The sequence below is a fragment of the Pseudomonas sp. GW821-FHT03A09 genome (assembly GCF_059421065.1).
The window spans coordinates 79,560-92,992 of sequence record NZ_JBWKUX010000012.1 but is presented as its reverse complement, the minus strand read 5'-3'; the positions used below and the strand labels follow the sequence as shown (position 1 = coordinate 92,992).

The following is a 13,433-nucleotide window of genomic DNA, read 5'->3' as shown; positions in this document are numbered from 1 at the left end:
TGCTGCCTGAACCCTCCCTACCCGGCATCGCCCACGCGTCGCCCCGCAAACGCCCCCACGGTTTATTCAAGAGCCGTGGGGGCACGTGGGTCACCAGTTTGTCGGTACTGGTTTCACTGCTGGCGCTGTTGCCAATCGCGTTTGTGATCGGCGTGTCCTGGCAAATCGGCTGGGCCCAGATCGAGGCGCTGGTGTGGCGCCCGCGCGTCGGCGAGCTGTTGCTCAACACTGTGCTGCTGGTGGTGTTTACCTTGCCGTTATGCATCGCGCTGGGCACTGCGCTGGCGTGGCTGACCGAACGCAGTAACCTGCCTGGGCGTCGCGCCTGGTCGTTGTTGGCGGTAGCGCCGCTGGCGGTGCCGGCGTTTGTGCACAGTTACGCCTGGGTCAGCCTGGTGCCGTCGATTCACGGCTTGCCGGCCGGTGTGCTGGTGTCGGTGATTGCCTATTTCCCCTTTCTGTACCTGCCGGTGGCGGCGACATTGCGCCGGCTTGATCCTGCCATCGAAGACGTGGCCGAGTCCCTGGGCCTCAAGCCCTGGGCGGTGTTCTGGCGAGTGGTGCTGCCGCAACTGCGCCTGGCGATCTGCGGCGGTGCGCTGCTGGTGGGCCTGCACTTGCTGGCCGAATATGGTCTGTACGCGATGATCCGCTTCGACACTTTCACCACGGCGATCTTCGATCAATTCAAATCCACCTTTAACGGCCCCGCCGCCAATATGCTCGCGGCCGTGTTGGCGCTGTGCTGCCTGGCGATGCTCACGGCCGAAGCCTCGGCACGTGGCCATGCGCGTTATGCGCGAGTGGGTTCCGGCAGCGCCCGGGAACAGCGCACCGTCACGCTGGGCAAGGGCACTACCCTGCTCGCCCTGAGCTTGCAAATCGCAACCTGCGCACTGGCCCTGGGCGTCCCCCTGGTTACCTTGGGCAAATGGCTGATCGCCGGTGGCAGCGAGGTCTGGCAGCTCGGCGAACTGTTGCCGGCACTGGAACAAACCGTGCTGCTGGGGATTGCCGGGGCAGTGTTGACCACCTGCGCGGCGGTGCCGATTGCGTGGCTGTCGATCCGCGCGCCGGGGCGTTTGCAGCGCGTGCTGGAAAGCTGCAACTACATCACCAGTTCGCTACCGGGCATCGTCGTCGCGTTGGCCTTGGTCACGGTGACCATCCATTTCGCCCGGCCCATCTACCAAACCACCCTCACCGTGCTGCTCGCGTACTTGCTGATGTTCCTGCCCCGGGCGCTGGTGAGCCTGCGCGCCGGTATCGCCCAGGCACCGGTAGAGCTGGAAAACATGGCACGCAGCCTCGGCCGTTCACCGGGCCGCGCGTTGTGGCTGATCACTATGCGTCTGGCCGCCCCTGCCGCCGCGGCGGGAGCGGCCCTGGTGTTCCTGGCGATCACCAATGAACTGACGGCCACCTTGCTGTTGGCGCCCAACGGCACGCGCACCCTGGCCACTGGTTTCTGGGCGATGACCAGCGAGATCGACTACGCCGCTGCAGCGCCCTATGCCTTGATCATGATCCTGCTTTCACTGCCGTTGACCGGCCTTCTCTATCACCAATCCAAACGCACGGCAGGCCGATGAACGCCCTCGAACTCCACGCCCTCTGCAAGACCTTCGGCACCCAGCGCGCCCTGGCCGACGTCAGCCTGTCGGTGCCCACGGGCAGCCGCACGGTGATCGTCGGACCGTCCGGCTCAGGCAAGACCACCTTGCTACGGATGATCGCCGGCTTTGAATTCCCCGACACCGGCAGCCTGACACTCAACGGCCAGGTGCTGGTGGACGCCAGCCGCGCCGTGCCCGCGCACCAACGCCAGATCGGTTATGTGCCGCAAGATGGCGCGCTGTTCCCGCACATGACCGTGGCCGACAACATCGGCTTCGGCCTCGCAACCAAAGGTGAGGCCCGCGACAACCGTATAGCCGAGCTGATGGACAGCGTGGCCCTGGACGCCAACATGGCCCGGCGCTGGCCCCATGAGTTGTCTGGCGGCCAGCAACAACGGGTGGCGCTGGCCCGCGCATTGGCGCAACAGCCACGCCTGATGCTGCTGGATGAACCGTTCTCCGCACTGGATACCGGCTTGCGCTCGGCCATGCGCAAGATGGTCGCGCGGCTGCTCAGCGACGCGGGCATCACCACCATTCTGGTGACCCACGATCAGAGTGAGGCGCTGTCGTTCGCCGATCAGTTGGCGGTGATGCGCCAGGGTCGGCTGGTGCAGTCGGGCCACCCGATGGACCTGTATCAATACCCGATCGATGAGCAAACCGCGTTGTTTCTCGGTGAAGCCGTGGTGCTGCCCGCCCGGGTCGAGGCCGGTTGGGCCCACTGCGGCTTGGGGCGCGTACCCGTCGACAGCCAGCGCCACCACGACGCCACGCGAATCATGCTGCGCCCGGAGCAACTGCAACTGAGCGTCACCGAGGGTGATGGTTGCCGTGGAGTGGTGACCGAGCGCGAATTCGGCGGCAATACCTGCACGCTGACAGTGGTGCTGCAAGCCCATGAGGGCGAACCGGGCCAGGCGATCCTGGTGCGCAGTTCGGGCTTGCAGGCGCCGCCCACCGGCAGCGTGGTGCACCTCACCACGGTTGGCCTGGCGCATATTCTGAAAAAAGACGTCGCGCTCAGTCTCAGCTAAGTTTCGGGGCTTACCTTCTCCCCTGCGCCAACCACCGCGCAGTCAAGGAGAACCACCCCATGAATGCCACAGCAGCCCGCTGGCTGAACAAAGTACCCGAGGTGACGCTGTCATTCTGGGTGATCAAGATCTTGTCCACCACCGTGGGCGAAACCGGCGCGGACTACCTCGCCGTCAATGCCGGTTTCGGCGCCGGCTGGACCAGCATCGGCATGGCCGCGCTGCTGGCGGTGGCGTTGTTCTACCAAATGCGCACCAAGGCCTACACCCCGTGGATCTACTGGCTGACCGTGGTGCTGGTAAGCATCGTCGGCACCCAGATCACCGATATCCTCACCGACAAACTCGACGTGAGTCTGTACGCCAGCACGGCGATTTTCTCTGTGCTGCTTGCACTCAATTTCATGGTTTGGTTCCGCACGGAACGCAGCCTGTCGATCCGCGACATCGTGACCCCACGGCGCGAGTGGTTCTACTGGACCACGGTGCTGTGCACCTTTGCCCTGGGTACCGCCGCCGGTGACCTGGCCACCGAAGCGCTGGGCCTGGGCTTCACCCTCGGTGCGGTGATCTTTGCCGGTTTGATCGCAATGGCCTTGGTGGCCTGGCGCCTGGGCGTCAACAGCGTGCTGACCTTCTGGATCGCCTACATCCTCACCCGACCGTTCGGCGCCTCGCTAGGCGACCTGCTCACCCAAGCCAAGACCTACGGCGGCCTGGGCATGGGTGCCAGCTGGACCAGCGCGCTGTTCCTCTGCGTCATCGTGCTGCTGGTGGCCGTCGCGCAAATCAGCGTCGGCAACCGCAAAGCCATCACTCAATAATCACTGACACCAAGGAAATCCCCATGCGCATCGCTCAAAACCTGATTCGCCGTGCCGCCATCGCCTCGGCCATCTTCATGCTGACCATTGCCACCGGCTGTTCGAAACCGGCCGACAAGCCCAAGGACGCCACCAACGCCAGCCCGACCAGCAGCCAGGCCCATGCGTCGAAGCTGGGTGACCTGTCCGAATTCCGCAGCATCGCGGTGGACGTTTCCGCGCTGGTCGCCAAGAACGACCTGGCCGGCGCCAAGGCCCGTATCAAGGACCTGGAAACCAGCTGGGACGCCGCCGAAGCCGGTATCAAGCCACGGGCCGCGAACGACTGGCATGTGTTGGACAAAGCCATCGACCGTGCCCTCTCGTCCTTGCGTGACGGCAACCCGAACCAGGCCGATTGCACGTCCTCGATGGATGACCTGCTCAAGACCTTCGATTTGATGAAAGGCTGACGCTGGCCGGCACAGGTGCTTCAATACACACGCGGCGATCCTTTCGCCGCGTTTTTTTTGTGTGGAGAGAGACATGCGGATACTGCTGGTCGAGGACGACCCCATGATTGGCGATGCCATCCAGCGCGCGCTCAGCGATGCGAGCTACGCCGCCGACTGGGTCAAGAATGGCCTCACGGCGCTGGCCGCCCTCGACACCCATCCCTACGACCTGGTGCTGCTGGACCTCGGCCTGCCCGGCAAGGACGGTCTGCAAGTGCTGGAAACCATTCGCGGGCGCAACAACCCGGTGCCGCTGCTGATCATCACCGCCCGCGACAGCCTCGATGACCGCCTGCGCGGGCTCGACGGCGGCGCCGACGACTATCTGCTCAAGCCTTTCGACATGCCCGAACTGCTGGCCCGCATGCGCGCCGTACTGCGCCGTAAAGGGGGCAGCGCCTCTTCCTCGCTGAGCAACGGCGTGGTCTCGCTGGACCTGCTCTCCAAAGAAGCCAGCACCGAAGAACAGCCTGGCGTGGCACTCTCCAGCCGCGAGTTCGCGTTGCTGCAAGCCTTGTTGATCCGCCCGGGGGCGATCCTGTCGCGCAGCGAATTGGAAGACCGCCTGTATGGCTGGGGCAATGAGGTGGAAAGCAACGCCATCGAGTTCTTGATTCACGCCTTGCGGCGCAAGTTGGGCACTCATGTGATCAAGAACGTCAGGGGCATGGGATGGATGGTTTCAAAAAGCGTTTGAGTGAATCAGTACAACTGCGGCTGTCGGTGACCTTGTCCCTGGCAATTCTGTTGGTGGCGCTGGTGGCCAGTGTGTTTGCCTTCGTCTCCGCCTTTGAAGAAACCCATGAACAACAGGACGACACCCTGCGCCAGGTCGCCATGTTGTTCGACCGTCAGCAGATGAGTTTGAACTACCCGCAAGGCCCGGCCATCGAGGGTGATGACGAGGAGTCCCGGGTGATCATCCAGTACCTGGGCGACAGCCAGCATGCAACCGGCACCACCGATGAGGTGTTGCCCCTGCCCTTTCCCACCACGCTCGCCGATGGTTTGTCCACGGTGGAAGTGGCCGGCGAAGCCTTCCGGGTGCTGGTGCACACCACGTCCAAGGGCCAGCGCATTGCCGTGGCCCAGGAACAGGATGCCCGCGACAAGGACGCCCGCGAGAGCGCGTGGCGCAGTTTGCTGCCGTTCCTGATTCTGTTCCCGGTGCTGTTGCTGGTGGTGGGCGACCTGGTGCGCAAGCTGTTCCGCCCGATTGGTACGTTGGCAGCGGAGATCGACCAGCGGGCCGAGCAGGAACTGCACCCGATTGATGAACAGCATCTACCCACCGAAGTGCGCCCGTTTGTGGTGGCGATCAACCGTTTGCTGGCCCGCGTCGCACAGTCCATGGACAGCCAACGGCGCTTTGTGGCCGATGCCGCCCATGAACTGCGCTCGCCCATGACGGCCCTGTCGCTGCAAGCCGACCGACTGGCCGCCACCGACATGTCGCCGATGACCCGCGAACGTTTCCTGCCGCTGTCCCGGGGCATCGAGCGTGGTCGCAAGCTGATCGACCAACTGCTGAGTTTGGCGGCGGCGCAATCGGCGGCGGATCGGGCACCCACCCAACTGTCGGTGCATGCCGTGTATCGGCAAGTGCTGGAAGACCTGCTGCCATTGGCCGACGCCAAGCAGATCGACATCGGCGTCGACAGTGCCGTGGATGTGCCAGTGCTGTTCAACTCGATGGACCTGTTCACCCTGGTGAAGAACCTGGTGGATAACGCCATCCGCTATACCCCGCCGGGCGGTCGAATCGACCTGTCGGTGGTGGCGATGCCTGACGCGGTCCAGTTGCAAATCAAGGATTCGGGGCCGGGTATCAGCCTGGAGGAACAGGCGCGGGTGTTCGACCCGTTCTATCGCAGCCTGGGCACCGACGAGGCGGGCTCCGGGCTGGGGTTGTCGATCGTCAAGGCGATTGCCGAACGCACCGGGGCGCGGGTGCAGTTGGGGTTTACCGATGAGGTGGAGCAGCGTGGGTTGTGTGTCACGGTGTGGCTGGTGAGGTAACACACGCCCGTAGCTTTTTTTCGTGCGGATATTGCTCGGCAGAACTAAAAGTCCATAATGGACAAATTAGTTTATATGCGGAGATAGCCATGTCCAGCACGCCTCAAGTGATCAATCAGACCCAGGCCCGTGAATTGCTCGCGCACATCGATGTGCCTCACATCCTGCACAAGCTGTTCCGCGACCTGGCTGCCGGGCAAGCGGTGCAGCCTGCGCAACAGTTGGTGGAGTTCCCGCACGGAGCGGGTGACTTCATCAACTACCTGGGCGTACTGGCCGCTGACGAGGTGTACGGCGTCAAGACTTCGCCATACATCGTGCGCGAACAAGGGCCCTTGGTGACGGCCTGGACCCTGCTGATGTCGATGCACACCGGCCAGCCGCTGTTGTTGTGCGATGCGGCTGAACTGACCACCGCCCGCACCGCCGCCACGACGGCATTGGCGGTGGATGCCCTGGCACCTGCCGCCGCCCGGCGCCTGGCGATCATCGGCAGCGGCAAGGTCGCCCAGGCGCACCTGCGCTACGTACAGAACCTGCGGGACTGGCAGACCATCCGACTGTATTCGCCAAGCCTTGGCAATGCCAGCGTTGAAACCCACGCCCAACTCAAGGCGCTGGACCCGCGTCTGGTTATCGCCCAATCCTGCGAGGCGGCCCTGCAAGATGCTGACGTCATCCTGCTGTGCACCTCGTCGGCCGGCCCGGTGATCGACCCGTCACGCCTGGACAAACCGGCGCTGATTACCTCCATCAGCACCAACGCCCCCCGTGCCCACGAAGTACCGCCCCATTGCCTCAACGCCATGCATGTGTTCTGCGACTATCGTCAGACCACGCCGGGCGCGGCCGGCGAAATGCTGATGGCCGCCGAGCAGCACGGTTGGGATAAACGCGCCGTGGTCGGCGACCTGCCCGAGTTGCTCAGTGACATGGCACAGCGCCCGGACTACGACCGCCACGTATTTTTCCGCTCCATCGGGCTGGGACTGGAAGACGTGGCACTGGCCAACGCGCTTTACCAGATCCAGCGCTGAATCCCTTTCAAGGAGATGTTCATGAGCCATGCAGACTTCATCATCATCGGCGGCGGCATTGCCGGTGCGTCCACGGGTTTCTGGCTGTCGCAGCACGGCAAAGTGCTGGTGCTGGAACGGGAAAGCCACCCGGGCTATCACTCCACCGGGCGTTCGGCGGCGCTCTATACCGCAGCCTATGGCACGTCGCAGGTGCGTGCGCTGACCCTGGCCAGCCGTGAGTTCTTCGACAACCCGCCAGCGGGTTTCTGCGAGCACCCGTTGCTCACGCCACGGGGCGAGCTGACCGTCGACTTCAACAACGACCCCGCCGAACTGAACGCCCAATACCTCAGCGCCAAAGCCACGGTGCCGCAAGTCGAACAACTGAATGCCGACGAGGCCTGCGCACGCTTGCCCATCCTGCGTCGTGACAAAGTCCACGGTGCTATCTACGACCCGACCGCCAGCGACATCGACACCGACGCCCTGCACCAAGGCTATTTGCGTGGCATCCGTCGCAACCAGGGCGAAGTCCGTACCGACAGCCACGTCCTGGGCCTGAACCGCGATGCCGACGGCCTGTGGCAGGTGCGCACCGAGGACGCGACCTTCACCGCGCCGATTATCATCAACGCTGCCGGGGCCTGGGCCGATCATATCGGCGGGCTGGCGGGCGCTGCGTCCATCGGTCTGCAACCCAAGCGCCGATCGGCGTTTATCTTCGCCGGGCCCGAGGGCGTCGACAGCCATGCCTGGCCGATGCTGGTGGCCCTGGACGAAGCGTTCTACATCAAGCCCGATGCCGGCATGTTCCTTGGTTCACCGGCCAACGCCGACCCGGTGGAACCCCAGGATGTGCAACCCGAAGAACTGGACATCGCCATGGGTATCTACCAGATCGAAGAAGCCACCACCCTGAGCATCCGCCGCCCGACCCGAACCTGGGCCGGCCTGCGCAGCTTTGTGCATGATGGTGATTTGCTGTCGGGCTTTGATGCCCAGGTGCCCGGGCTGTTCTGGGTGGCGGCGCAAGGCGGCTATGGTATCCAGACCTCACCCGCCATGGGCCAGGCCAGCGCCGCCCTGGTACGCGGCGCGCCACTGCCCGAGCCGCTGACGCGATTCGGCCTGGACGCTGGTATGCTCTCCCCCGTCCGCCTGGAGCCCCATTGATGAACACCGCTGAACACGACAAGGTCATGCAGAACTTCCGTGCGATTGCCGACGCAATCGCCACGCTGTTCTTTCCCCACGCGGAAGTGGTGCTGCATGACTTGCGCACGCAGACCGTCGACTACATCGCCAACAACCTGTCGAAGCGCGACATCGGCGACGTCAGCGACGTGAATATCGGCCCCTACGAAAAGCTCAATTGGGACGGCCAGAAGATTCGCAGCCTGAGCACCGTGTTGCACGACCATAAAGGCCGTCGCCTCGCGGTACTGTGCATCAACCTGAATATTTCACTGTTCGAAAACGCCAAGGCAGCGCTGGACCTGTTCCTGTCGCCGAGCAAACTGATTCCCCAGCCAGACTCGCTGTTTCGCGATGACTGGCAGGAACGCATCAACACGTTCCTGCACGCCTGGATGCGCGAGCGCCAACTGAGCCTGAACCTGCTGACCCGCGACCACAAACGCGAACTGGTACTGGCCCTGCACGCCGAAGGCGCGTTCAAAGGCAAGAGCGCCTCGAACTATGTGGCCAATGTGCTGGGCATGGGGCGGGCGACGGTCTACAAGCACCTCAAAGAATTGAAGGGCTGACGAGACACCCCGAATAACTGTGGAAGCTGTCGAGCCCTAGCGAGGCTGCGATAGGATCACCTCGGTCCACCTGCTACACCGCAGCGCCTGCATCGCAGCCTCGCCAGGGCTCGACAGCTCCCACATCGATCTATGCCGTTATCAGGCCTGTACTTAAATGTCCGGGCCATGGCGCCTGAAAGAATTGAAGAGCTGACGGCCCCCACGAATAACTGTGGGAGCTGTCGAGCCTTAGCGAGGCTGCGATAGGATCACCTCGGTCCACCTGCTACACCGCAGCGCCTGTATCGCAGCCTCGCTAGGGCTCGACAGCTCCCACATCGATCTATGCCGTTTTCAGGCCTGTATTCAGTCGCCGTAGATGTCGGACTTGAAGTACTGCTGCGAGATCTTCTGGTACTCGCCATTCGCGCGGATGCCGTCAATGGCGGCGTTCAGCTCGCTGACCAACGCCGTGTTGCCCTTGCGCACCGCGATCCCGGCACCCTCGCCCACGTATTTCGGGTCTTTGAGTTCCGGGCCGACAAATGCGTAGCCCTTGCCGCGCGGCATCGACAGGAAGTCGTTGAGGGGGATGGTGTCGGCGAAGATCGCATCCAGGCGCCCTGCGGCCAAGTCCATGTAGATCTCTTCGTTATTGCTGTAGCGCTTGACGTTGATACCCTTGGGCTCGAACACCTCGGTGGCGTAGCGGTCGGTGGTGGTGGCGCGTTGTACGCCGACGGTCTTGCCCTTGAGGCTGGCGTACTGGTCGTCCACCACTGCGCCGTCTTTCATCACTAGGCGCGACGAGGTGAAGTAATACTTGTGGGTGAAGTCCACCGACTTCTTGCGGTCATCATTGATGGTCATGGACGACAAGGCCATGTCGATTTTCTTCACCTTGAGGGAAGGAATCAGACCGTCAAACTCACCGTCCACCCACACGCATTTGGCTTTCATCTGCGCGCACAACGCGTTGCCGATGTCGTAGTCGAACCCGACGATCTTGCCCTCCTCGGTTTTGGAGGCGAACGGCGGATAAGCCGCTTCAATGCCGATGCGCAGGGTTTTCTCGGCGGCCAGCAGGTGGCTGGAAGCGATCAGGCCCAAGGCCAGGGCTGCGACGAGGGAGCGTTTCTTCATGGTCGTGTTCTCGCAAGTTGTTGTTGGTTTGGCAAGAGTGAAGAACGAAGTGAAGCAACTTTTTTGTACTTATAATTCCATATTGGACTTTTATGTATTAATCGTCAATCACACCTCGGTGCTGTCGCCACCCATGACTTTTTTGCACAACGCAGTGGTGTTTTTGAGCGTTCTGCTCTGATTTATGCGTGCCTATACTCGGTCCAGCCTCTCGGTTCAGCCGAGGCCAGTCCCCACAACAATAATTAAGGACAGCCACCATGACCCAGCCCTTCCTGGCCGCTCGGGACTTTCTACTCGCTCACCGCACTGACTACGCTACCGCTGCCCGGGATTTCCGCTGGCCACAGCTGGACGTATTCAACTGGGCCTTGGATTACTTCGATGCCATGGCCGAGGGCAATTCGGCCAATGCGTTGTGGATCGTCGAAGAAGACGGCAGCGAGCAGCGCTACAGCTTTGCGCAACTGGCGGTACGGTCCAATCAAGTCGCCAACCACTTGCGCGCCCTTGGGGTGCGTCGTGGTGAGCGCATCCTATTGATGCTCGGCAACGATGTGGCGCTGTGGGAAACCATGCTCGCCGCCTTCAAGCTCGGCGCCGTGGTCATCCCCGCCACTGCGCTGCTGAACCCCGATGACTTGCGTGACCGTATCGAGCGTGGGCAGGTTCGCCACCTGGTGGTCGGCGAAGCCCACATCGGCAAGTTCGCGGGGCTGGCTGACGGCTGCAGCCGTATCTGCGTGGGCTCGCCGCCTTCAGGTTGGGTCGCGCACAGTGCGGCTTTCGAATACCCCGAGGCGTTCGAGGCCGAAGGCCAAACCCGAGCCACTGACCCGATGCTGCTGTACTTCACCTCAGGCACCACCTCAAAACCGAAAATGGTGCTGCACAGTCACCAGAGTTATCCGGTGGGCCATCTGTCCACCATGTACTGGATCGGCCTGCAACCGGGCGACCTGCACCTGAATATCTCGTCACCTGGCTGGGCCAAACATGCCTGGAGCTGCCTCTTCGCACCGTGGAATGCCGGGGCGTGCATCTTTATCCATAACGTCGCACGGTTCAGCGCGCCGGCCCTGCTCCGCGCGCTGGAACGCTACGGCGTCACCAGCTTATGCGCGCCGCCCACGGTATGGCGCATGCTGATCCAGGAAGACCTGGCCAGCTACCAACCGCGCCTGAACCTGCGCGAACTGGTGGGCGCCGGTGAGCCGCTGAACCCGGAGATCATCGAACAGATCCAACAGGCGTGGGGCTTGCCGCTGCGTGATGGTTTCGGCCAATCGGAAACCACCGCCCTGGTGGGCAATACGCCGGGCCAGGTACTCAAGCCAGGGTCCATGGGGCGCCCGTTGCCGGGTTACCAGGTGGCGTTGCTTGATCCTGACGGCCAGCCCGGCACCGAGGGAGAAGTCGCCCTGCCCCTGACGGTCCGCCCGCTCGGCTTGATGCTGTGCTACGAAGACAGCCCGGAGAAAACCGCAGAAGTGATGCGCGACGGCTACTACCGCACCGGCGACACCGCACAGATCGACGCCGACGGTTACATCACCTTTGTGGGGCGCGCCGACGATGTGTTCAAAGCCTCCGACTACCGCATCAGCCCGTTCGAGTTGGAAAGCGCATTGATCGAACACCCAGCGGTAATGGAAGTCGCCGTGGTACCGAGCCCCGACCCTTTGCGCCTGGCCGTCCCCAAGGCGTTCCTGATCCTGGCCCATGATGCCGCCGGCGACGCCGAACTGGCCCAGCACATCCTGGCCTTCGCCCGTGAGCAATTGGCGCCCTATAAACGGGTGCGGCGGATCGAGTTCGTCAGCGAACTGCCCAAGACCATTTCCGGCAAAATCCGCCGCGTGGAACTGCGCCAAATGGAAGTGCTACGCCGCCAGGGTGAAACACGCGGCGAGCACGAACACTTCGAGGAAGATTTTGTGCAGCCCCAGGGCTGACACAATGCCGGTCGGGCATTCAGGGCCGTGAGGGAGCAGGCACTCGCGTCGGCTCGGGGTGCTTGGCCGTGATCAGCCCGACCAAGGCAACCATCAGGGCCAAGCCAATGGTCGACGACACTTCGAAACGATGTTCGGGGGTCGCTATCATCGTCGCCAGCGCGGCGCAGATAAACGCGATGACCAGCCAGGTCAGCCAAGGGAACAGCCACATCTCAAACGTCAGCGTGACATTACGGCGGCGCAGCACCTTGCGCATGCGCAGCTGTGAGACGGCGATAACCAGGTACACCAGCAACGCAATCGCGCCTGAACTGGCGAGCAGAAACTGGAACAGCCCGGCCGGCATGAAGTAGCTGAACAAGGTCACCCCTGCCCCCAGGATCGTACTGGCGATCACCGCCGCCCTGGGCACACTGGCCGTCGAAGTCTTTTTCATCAGGGCAGGCGCATCTCCGCGCTTGCCCAGGGAAAACAGCATGCGCGACGCAATGTAGATCGACGAATTCATGCAACTGGCCACGGCGATCAACACCACCATATCCACCATCAGCTTGGCATGGGGGATGTTCATCAACTCCAGGGCTCGCTGATAGGAGCCGACCGACGCCAGCAACGGGTCATTCCACGGCACCACGGAAATGACCACGAAGATCGACAACAGGTAGAACACACCGATACGCCACATCACCGAACGCGTGGCCCGGGCGATATTCTGTGCCGGGTTGCTGGATTCGGCCGCCGCGATGGTGACCGCTTCCGTGCCGATAAAACTGAACATGATGGTGATGAAAGCGCCGACCACCGCCGACAAACCATTCGGCGCAAAACCGCCGTGCTGCGCCATCAGCGTGCTCAACCCGCTGGCCTCACGCTCGGGAACCCACCCCATCAACACGGCGAACCCCACGCCGATAAAACCGATGATCGCGACGACCTTGGCCATGGCGAACCAGAACTCGAATTCTCCGTACTTGGAGACACTGAACAAATTGGTGACCACCAACAAAAAGATCGACAGCAAGGCATACAGCCAAGCGTCGATCTGTGGGAACCACTGGTTCAGGATATGCCCGGCGGCCAGGGCCTCGATGGGAATCACCAATACCCAGAACCACCAGTACAACCAACCGATGGTGAACCCGGCCCAGCGCCCGATGGCCTGGTCGGCGTAGGTTGAAAACGACCCGGTGTCCGGGTTGGCCACCGCCATCTCCCCCAGCATGCGCATGACCAGCACCACCAGCAGCCCGGAAAACAGGTAGGCCAGCATCACCGCAGGCCCCGCCGCTGCAATCGCATGCCCCGAACCGACAAACAACCCCGCGCCGATAATGCCGGCGATGGAGAGCATGGTCACATGACGAGGCTTGAAGCCCTGCGCCAACTGGCTGTTCGAATCCTTTGAACTCAGGCTATTCATTGTTTTTCTTGTTCTCTGTGATCGGCATTGAGACGTACTGACTCATGGGTCAGGCGATCATCATTTCCTAATGACAGGTCACAGTACGCGGCATGGAAGCCGCGAAAATAGCCTCATAACGGCGCCTCGATGCCTGATATCGACATGGAGTA

General features: G+C 62.5%; 12 protein-coding genes. 10 read left to right on the top strand and 2 right to left on the bottom strand.

The window, feature by feature from the left end; genetic code table 11:
* Positions 1 to 26: 26 nt before the first annotated feature.
* The 9 genes from AC07V4_RS20875 (at position 27) to AC07V4_RS20835 (ending at position 8,778) form a co-directional block, all read left to right on the top strand.
* Positions 27 to 1,592, top strand: a complete 1,566-nt coding sequence (locus AC07V4_RS20875; RefSeq protein WP_492638111.1) for an ABC transporter permease — start codon at positions 27 to 29, stop codon at positions 1,590 to 1,592.
* A complete protein-coding gene (locus tag AC07V4_RS20870) occupies positions 1,589 to 2,656 on the top strand; it encodes an ABC transporter ATP-binding protein (RefSeq protein ID WP_492638056.1) in 1,068 nt (355 codons plus the stop codon). Before AC07V4_RS20875 ends, AC07V4_RS20870 begins: the two co-directional genes overlap by 4 nt.
* Before the next feature lie 59 nt (positions 2,657 to 2,715).
* Positions 2,716 to 3,480 carry a COG4705 family protein gene (locus tag AC07V4_RS20865; protein WP_492638057.1) on the top strand — a complete coding sequence of 255 codons (765 nt, stop codon included), beginning with the start codon at positions 2,716 to 2,718 and terminating at the stop codon, positions 3,478 to 3,480.
* Positions 3,481 to 3,503: 23 nt separating this feature from the next.
* On the top strand, positions 3,504 to 3,932 hold the full coding sequence (locus AC07V4_RS20860; RefSeq protein ID WP_492638058.1) for a hypothetical protein: 429 nt from the start codon (positions 3,504 to 3,506) through the stop codon (positions 3,930 to 3,932).
* A gap of 73 nt (positions 3,933 to 4,005) precedes the next feature.
* The gene (locus AC07V4_RS20855; protein WP_431753340.1) at positions 4,006 to 4,671 is read left to right on the top strand and encodes a response regulator transcription factor; all 666 of its coding nucleotides are present in this window, start codon (positions 4,006 to 4,008) and stop codon (positions 4,669 to 4,671) included.
* Complete coding sequence (locus tag AC07V4_RS20850; RefSeq protein ID WP_431753339.1) at positions 4,647 to 5,993, top strand: ATP-binding protein; 1,347 nt, start codon at positions 4,647 to 4,649, stop codon at positions 5,991 to 5,993. The genes AC07V4_RS20855 and AC07V4_RS20850 overlap by 25 nt, the downstream gene beginning before the upstream one ends.
* Positions 5,994 to 6,082: 89 nt before the next feature.
* Entirely contained in the window at positions 6,083 to 7,030 is a 948-nt protein-coding gene (locus tag AC07V4_RS20845; RefSeq protein ID WP_492638059.1) for an ornithine cyclodeaminase family protein, read from the top strand.
* 21 nt (positions 7,031 to 7,051) lie between these two features.
* Entirely contained in the window at positions 7,052 to 8,185 is a 1,134-nt protein-coding gene (locus AC07V4_RS20840) for an NAD(P)/FAD-dependent oxidoreductase (protein WP_492638060.1), read from the top strand.
* On the top strand, positions 8,185 to 8,778 hold the full coding sequence (locus tag AC07V4_RS20835) for a helix-turn-helix transcriptional regulator (RefSeq protein WP_492638061.1): 594 nt from the start codon (positions 8,185 to 8,187) through the stop codon (positions 8,776 to 8,778). Before AC07V4_RS20840 ends, AC07V4_RS20835 begins: the two co-directional genes overlap by 1 nt.
* A 348-nt stretch (positions 8,779 to 9,126) precedes the next feature.
* Here the strand turns inward: AC07V4_RS20835 and AC07V4_RS20830 are convergent, their stop codons facing one another.
* Positions 9,127 to 9,903 (bottom strand): ABC transporter substrate-binding protein, encoded by a 777-nt coding sequence (locus tag AC07V4_RS20830; RefSeq protein ID WP_492638062.1) that lies wholly within the window; start codon positions 9,901 to 9,903, stop codon positions 9,127 to 9,129.
* Between the two features lie 260 nt (positions 9,904 to 10,163).
* Between AC07V4_RS20830 and AC07V4_RS20825 the strand changes: the two genes are divergently transcribed.
* Complete coding sequence (locus AC07V4_RS20825; RefSeq protein ID WP_492638063.1) at positions 10,164 to 11,858, top strand: AMP-binding protein; 1,695 nt, start codon at positions 10,164 to 10,166, stop codon at positions 11,856 to 11,858.
* A gap of 19 nt (positions 11,859 to 11,877) precedes the next feature.
* On the opposite strand, the gene gabP is transcribed toward AC07V4_RS20825, so the two are convergent.
* Positions 11,878 to 13,281 (bottom strand): GABA permease, encoded by a 1,404-nt coding sequence (gene gabP / locus AC07V4_RS20820; RefSeq protein WP_492638064.1) that lies wholly within the window; start codon positions 13,279 to 13,281, stop codon positions 11,878 to 11,880.
* Positions 13,282 to 13,433 lie beyond the last annotated feature (152 nt).

What these genes read in the sequence shown, in the direction of transcription:
- AC07V4_RS20835 (WP_492638061.1), top strand. Translation starts at nt 8,185, where the DNA reads ATGAACACCGCTGAACACGACAAGGTCATGCAGAACTTCCGTGCGATT.
- AC07V4_RS20825 (WP_492638063.1), top strand. Translation starts at nt 10,164, where the DNA reads ATGACCCAGCCCTTCCTGGCCGCTCGGGACTTTCTACTCGCTCACCGC.
- AC07V4_RS20865 (WP_492638057.1), top strand. Translation starts at nt 2,716, where the DNA reads ATGAATGCCACAGCAGCCCGCTGGCTGAACAAAGTACCCGAGGTGACG.
- AC07V4_RS20845 (WP_492638059.1), top strand. Translation starts at nt 6,083, where the DNA reads ATGTCCAGCACGCCTCAAGTGATCAATCAGACCCAGGCCCGTGAATTG.
- gabP (WP_492638064.1), bottom strand. Translation starts at nt 13,281, where the DNA reads ATGAATAGCCTGAGTTCAAAGGATTCGAACAGCCAGTTGGCGCAGGGC.
- AC07V4_RS20850 (WP_431753339.1), top strand. Translation starts at nt 4,647, where the DNA reads ATGGATGGTTTCAAAAAGCGTTTGAGTGAATCAGTACAACTGCGGCTG.
- AC07V4_RS20855 (WP_431753340.1), top strand. Translation starts at nt 4,006, where the DNA reads ATGCGGATACTGCTGGTCGAGGACGACCCCATGATTGGCGATGCCATC.
- AC07V4_RS20840 (WP_492638060.1), top strand. Translation starts at nt 7,052, where the DNA reads ATGAGCCATGCAGACTTCATCATCATCGGCGGCGGCATTGCCGGTGCG.
- AC07V4_RS20870 (WP_492638056.1), top strand. Translation starts at nt 1,589, where the DNA reads ATGAACGCCCTCGAACTCCACGCCCTCTGCAAGACCTTCGGCACCCAG.
- AC07V4_RS20860 (WP_492638058.1), top strand. Translation starts at nt 3,504, where the DNA reads ATGCGCATCGCTCAAAACCTGATTCGCCGTGCCGCCATCGCCTCGGCC.
- AC07V4_RS20830 (WP_492638062.1), bottom strand. Translation starts at nt 9,903, where the DNA reads ATGAAGAAACGCTCCCTCGTCGCAGCCCTGGCCTTGGGCCTGATCGCT.